Origin of the sequence: Rhizobium sullae (assembly GCF_900169785.1) — a bacterium.
Classification (GTDB): Bacteria; Pseudomonadota; Alphaproteobacteria; order Rhizobiales; family Rhizobiaceae; genus Rhizobium; species Rhizobium sullae.
Genome location: NZ_FWER01000135.1, coordinates 1 through 2,999, shown reverse-complemented (window position 1 = coordinate 2,999; position 2,999 = coordinate 1). Strand labels below are relative to the sequence as shown.

General features: G+C 58.7%; 4 protein-coding genes and 1 pseudogene. 2 read left to right on the top strand and 3 right to left on the bottom strand.

Annotation, left to right across the window (positions count from 1 at the left end):
- A pseudogene (gene groEL, locus BN1800_RS39175) lies at window positions 1–284 on the bottom strand (chaperonin GroEL); the annotation flags it as partial.
- Window positions 285–645: 361 nt separating this feature from the next.
- A complete protein-coding gene (locus tag BN1800_RS39165) occupies window positions 646–1,005 on the bottom strand; it encodes a c-type cytochrome (protein ID WP_244564824.1) in 360 nt (119 codons plus the stop codon).
- 599 nt (window positions 1,006–1,604) lie between these two features.
- Here BN1800_RS39165 and BN1800_RS39160 point away from each other — a divergent pair.
- Together BN1800_RS39160 and BN1800_RS39155 are read left to right on the top strand one after the other, a co-directional pair.
- Complete coding sequence (locus BN1800_RS39160) at window positions 1,605–1,991, top strand: DUF302 domain-containing protein (RefSeq protein WP_087006268.1); 387 nt, start codon at window positions 1,605–1,607, stop codon at window positions 1,989–1,991.
- 58 nt (window positions 1,992–2,049) lie between these two features.
- Window positions 2,050–2,403 (top strand): SHOCT domain-containing protein, encoded by a 354-nt coding sequence (locus BN1800_RS39155; protein WP_087006265.1) that lies wholly within the window; start codon window positions 2,050–2,052, stop codon window positions 2,401–2,403.
- Window positions 2,404–2,624: 221 nt separating this feature from the next.
- On the opposite strand, the gene BN1800_RS39150 is transcribed toward BN1800_RS39155, so the two are convergent.
- Window positions 2,625–2,942, bottom strand: a complete 318-nt coding sequence (locus BN1800_RS39150) for an adenylate/guanylate cyclase domain-containing protein (protein WP_244564825.1) — start codon at window positions 2,940–2,942, stop codon at window positions 2,625–2,627.
- Window positions 2,943–2,999: the final 57 nt, after the last annotated feature.

The following is a 2,999-nucleotide window of genomic DNA, read 5'->3' as shown; positions in this document are numbered from 1 at the left end:
GTCTCGAGCTTGATGCCAAGGTCTTCAGACAGGACCTGCCCTCCCGAAAGGATCGCGATGTCCTGCAACATCGCTTTGCGGCGGTCTCCGAAGCCTGGAGTCTTAACGGCACAGTTGTGCAGCGTTCCGCGGATTTGATTGACGATAAGCGTCGCTAGGGCCTCGCCCTCGACGTCTTCGGCAACGACGAGTAACGGCATGTTGGCTTTCGCCACCGCCTCAAGCAGGCCGACACAATCGTTGAGCGCGTTCAGTTTGCGGGCCGATATACTCGGTTGTGAATCCATCGACCCGCGCCTTCCGGATGAAGGCATTCGCCCCCGGCAAGGTTAGTTTCGACCACGCATGTATCGTCGCGCGCATGGGCACCACTAGCGAAATTTGCCGTGAACCAGTGGGTTGCCTTGCCGAGAGAAGGCTGATTTTCCAGTTTTGCATCTCCTTTCTCTCGAAGGCGGAAATCCGCGATGAAAGACTTTTGATCGTCCCATTCTGCGGCGCGTTGTTGTTTCTCAGGCACGAAAGCTGTGCATGGCTCCGTCATGGGACTGGAAACGCGCGTCCGGGTTCGAACGGCCACGCCGGGGCGGGCAGTCGAGCGACAGCTTTAGGGTTAGAACAACGCTTCTAAAAATTAGCCTGCAGCTAACGCCGTTGGCGCTTGATGTAAGCGACAAGATCGGAAATCTCGGAACGCGTGAGCGACAGGTTCGGCATCCGCGAATGATGCGGGTTTGCCAAGAAGGTTGCAAGCCTTGTCTCGTCGAAACGCTCAGACTCGCCGATCTGAGCGAAAGTGGGAACGGCGTCAGAAGCTTGCTTTTGCCCGGGCGCAGCGACGTGACATTCTGCGCACCAGCGTTCGGCAATCTGCCGGCCGTTGGCAATATCGGCTGCGGTGCTTTCGCCGGCCTGTCCCATAAGCAGAGCCACGGCGACGCAGCCTAGGCCCTGTAGTGCTCTCGCTGTGCTGTTGATCATGGCATGCACTGTCTTGAACGACATTCCCTGCCTCCTCTGCAGCGGCCGTACTGCCGGCTTAATGAAGAAGCCTAGAACGATGGCAGATTGGAACCATGATATTCGTCAAACTGCGGCAGCGGGATTTCAAATTCTGCATGACTGCGCTGGATCTTGTAGCATGGAGCTATTCGTTCCAGCCGTCCAAGGAGGCTCTTATCGTACCGAAACGCAGCGCGAGGCGGAAATCCACTTAGCAAAACGCCCGAAACTGTTCAGACAAACCGAACCACCTCGCTCACGCGGCTCCACCATGACTTACTCCAAACAATTGATCCGGCGCAAATCCTCGGCGCTGTCCTCGCCTATGATGACTCGCAGTGGGTTTGGGATCTTGCCCGCATCGACAGCCGCCGGTGAGGTCGAGAGGTCTTCACAGCCCGAAGGTTGCTTTCGGGGATGATCGTCGCGGTGATGATGCGCGATCCCGCTGTGCTGCGCGTCCGACGCTCCCGAGGGGAACATGTGCGTCAATGGAGCTAACCTTGACTTGGCTCAATGCATTGCCGCCTCCAAGCTGGCAATCTGCTCCGCTGTAAGTGGTGTTGCACCGCTTTGTCCTCGCGCACAGGAGAATTGTCAGCATGAGCTATCACTTCAGCAAGATCGTGGACCAGAGCTTTGACGCAGCGGTGAAGCGTGTTGGCGATGCCCTGAAGAAGGAGGGCTTCGGAATCCTGACCGATATCGATGTTAAGTCGACGTTGAAGAAGAAGCTGGATCTCGAATTTAGGAATTACCGCATTCTCGGCGCGTGCAATCCCTCCTTGGCACACCAAGCGCTTCAAGCGGAAGACAAGATCGGCACGATGCTGCCATGCAACGTCATCGTGCAGGAATTCGACGATGGCAGGATTGAGGTCTCTGCTGTGGATCCAGTTGCGTCGATGCAGGCCGTCGGTAACCCTAACCTGCTGGATATCGCCCGCACCGTGCAGACGAAGCTCAAGGCGGTCATTGCCGCTCTTTAGGTCACCAAGCAATCACATCGTCAGTCAGGCTCGCTCAACCCGCAAGGAGCAAACAAAAATGAGCATCAGAAATCGCATCACGCCTTTCGTCGCAGCGAGTGCAGCTCTAACGCTCGTACCCAGCGGCATGCTGGCGCAGACACCGGCAGACGCCGACAGGTATGCTTATGGCCCCCACATGATGGGATGGTACGGAATGATTTTCGGTCCGCTGTTCATGGTCCTGCTGCTTGCGGTCCTGATCGCGGCGGTAGTGCTCCTCGTCCGTTGGGCCGTCGGACCATGGCCGGCTCCGTCGCCACGGCTCACGCCGCAAGGCCGTACGCCGCTCGATATTCTCAAGGAGCGCTTCGCACGCGGCGAGATCGACAAGGACGAGTTCGAGGAACGGCGCCGCGTCCTCGGCGAATGAGCTGTGCCGCGTTCTGGCTGTATGGGGTCATCTCCTCGTCGGCCACGACGAAGAATCCTTCATGCTGGAAGCGTTGGCAGATGAGAATGTTGCGGGCGGTAATTCCTCCTGACTGACTGCCGTCTGGCCGGCGTGCGTGCATGCGATGATGCGCCAGCTCTAGGCGCCAATCGCTACAGCTCGAACACCTTGGTCAATAGCGTTCGCGCCAGCCTCGCGCCTCAGCCGCGCTGCCTCGTCCCAGTGTGGGCAAGGATCGCAAGATGCTCGCCACGCCCTCCCAGGGGCTCACGACCAACCTCGCCCCATGTGCGTTGTTGTCCCGCCTGTACCACCACGGCCTCAGAGGCCAGCAGCGCGGCACTAAACCGTTTGGTGGCCTGTTCAATCTTGGCAGCGACGTTGACAGCGTCGCCAAGCACTGTGAACTCAAGCCGGCGGTCGTCCCCGACAAGCCCGCAATACACTTCACCCGTGTGGATGCCGATCCCCACCCGGACAGGCGGATCAAATCCACGTTTGACGTTCCATTGATCCAGGAGCGCAAGAAGCTTGCGGGCACACGCTATAGCGCGGGCGCAATCGTCACTCTGGGG

Excerpts from the sequence above, each read along its gene's own strand:
- BN1800_RS39160 (WP_087006268.1), top strand. The coding sequence starts at position 1,605 with ATGAGCTATCACTTCAGCAAGATCGTGGACCAGAGCTTTGACGCAGCG.
- BN1800_RS39155 (WP_087006265.1), top strand. The coding sequence starts at position 2,050 with ATGAGCATCAGAAATCGCATCACGCCTTTCGTCGCAGCGAGTGCAGCT.
- BN1800_RS39165 (WP_244564824.1), bottom strand. The coding sequence starts at position 1,005 with ATGTCGTTCAAGACAGTGCATGCCATGATCAACAGCACAGCGAGAGCA.